Source organism: Pseudomonas sp. 10C3 (assembly GCF_036346185.1).
Lineage (GTDB): Bacteria > Pseudomonadota > Gammaproteobacteria > Pseudomonadales > Pseudomonadaceae > Aquipseudomonas.
The window spans coordinates 1-1,887 of the sequence record NZ_JASJVE010000059.1 but is presented as its reverse complement, the minus strand read 5'-3'; the positions used below and the strand labels follow the sequence as shown (position 1 = coordinate 1,887).

Annotated in this window: 2 protein-coding genes; one reads left to right on the top strand and one right to left on the bottom strand. The window is 50.8% G+C overall.

The features are described 5' to 3' along the window. Positions 1-598: 598 nt before the first annotated feature. A complete protein-coding gene (locus QN399_RS26075; RefSeq protein WP_330201923.1) occupies positions 599-1,018 on the bottom strand; it encodes a helix-turn-helix transcriptional regulator in 420 nt (139 codons plus the stop codon). Positions 1,019-1,086: 68 nt separating this feature from the next. Between QN399_RS26075 and QN399_RS26070 the strand changes: the two genes are divergently transcribed. Beyond that, the coding region (locus tag QN399_RS26070; RefSeq protein WP_330201922.1) for a phage/plasmid replication protein at positions 1,087-1,887 on the top strand (801 nt) is incomplete at its 3' end.

The following is a 1,887-nucleotide window of genomic DNA, read 5'->3' as shown; positions in this document are numbered from 1 at the left end:
TTGTTCACCCAAAGCTTTCGCCTCGGTTTATCTGCGTAGCCTGCACGGTCCCGTGACGCTTAGCACTACATCAGGACAGGTCCCGGCAGGTCTGATTTTTTAGCGCGCTTTATTTTTGAGCAAAATCACGACTGGGTCGTCGTCTCGCATGCAGCTTGCTGCTGCTCCGATTTTGTTCATTAGGTCTAGGTACTTGTCTGCGGCTTCGTTGCATTCTTGCTCGCTCACGAAGGCTCCCATAGTCGTGCTCAGACTCATGTTCAGTCCGATGAATAGGATCCAGTGCATTTTGCTTCCTTGCTTCTCAGATTTTCGGAGCGGAGCGGGTGGGGGTGCTGTTACACCCCCACTTTACCGCAAAACTCTTCGGTGCCAGCATCAGCCAAATCTGCTTTTCTTCGTCAATGATGTGGCCGGCCCGATCGCGTTTTAGGTATCACTGCGCAGCTTGTTCGAGTGCTAAGCAGCTGAGCGGAAGCTCGTTGCGTAGGTGTCATCCTCGACAGAGGAGGGGCCCAGCGGCCCTAGGGTTCCACCCTAGTGAGCGTCGCTTTCCCATCGGGAAGGCGTGTTTTTGATTTTGGCTTACTGTTTGTTCCTATTTCAGGGATTCTTGTTCGAAGCCGAAAAGCACGCCTTTCAGCGCAATCCGGGCTTGGACTCGTATCTCAGCCGGTAACGAATCGAATCGCTTTAAGATGGGCCTCAGGTCTTCTGATACCGTCATTTCATCCTCTGTCAGCAACAGTTCATCAGTTGTTACGCCGAGCACCTTCGCAATCTCTACTACCTTGTCCGCAGATGGCATCTGCGACCCTGCCTCGTATGAGGTGTAACTGGATTTTGCTACGCCTGCAGGCCCCCAAACCTGAGGCTGAGTCAGCCCTCGCGCTTTCCTGAACTTCTTCAGGTTCTCGCTGAAATTCATGGTTCGTTCGCTCTGGCTTCTCATCATGCCGAGATCGTAAATGCTGTTCACCTGTACAGTTCCGTTATTCCGGTATTTATTTGCTTGCATAGCGTCATGCTCCTTGGTTAGCATACCGGTATTGAGTTGCCGCTATTCCGGTATTGACAGGGATTTTTATGTTCATCGATTGGCTCAAGGTTTCTCAGGAATTCGATTTTGACCTTCCGGTGATCTCGGACACCGCTTTCAAGGCTATCGACACCCTGACCGGCGAAGTCCTCAGCACGTCCTATCGTCCCGTCAAGCATGAGGGTAGCCATAGTTCGTCTATCCGAATCCAAATTAACGGCCGGAAAATCACTGTCGATGGCAATCCTTCTCGTCTCAACCGTCATGACAACCTCTGGGGCTTTGAAACTGTTGCGCAGTGCATCGCCGTCTATAACCGTCTGCTCGCAGAGTACGGCCTTCCTGCTTTCACCCGTTGCACGCGCTTTGAGATACGCAGCGGCGAATCGGGTGCCAAGTCCAGCCATCTTTGGGCCGACGGCTGCTGCATTCATCGTATCGACCTGACTACGAATATTTCAGTCGGGGAGGGTAACGAGATTCCCTACTTGCGTGGCCTTGCTACTCAGCGCATTGGTCACTCGATAGGTCGTTTATATGCCAATGGCCGGTCGGTTGACTGGACGACCAAGGACAACAGTAAGGGCGCTCGTCTTCAGTATCGCAAAGCCTATGACAAGGCCTTTGAAATTCTTCTAAACCATCTGCCAAAGGTGAAGAGGGCATTCGGCGAATCTTCGCCAGAGTTTAAATATGCTCAAGAGATTTATGACTATGCAAAGCAAGTTGGCATAGTTCGATTAGAACAAGAATTGAAAGATGAATTTCTGAAACGATCAAATATCAAGTTTCTTACTCTGCATGAAGAGTTTTTGCGCGTTGACGAACGCTTAAAGGTGACCAAGATG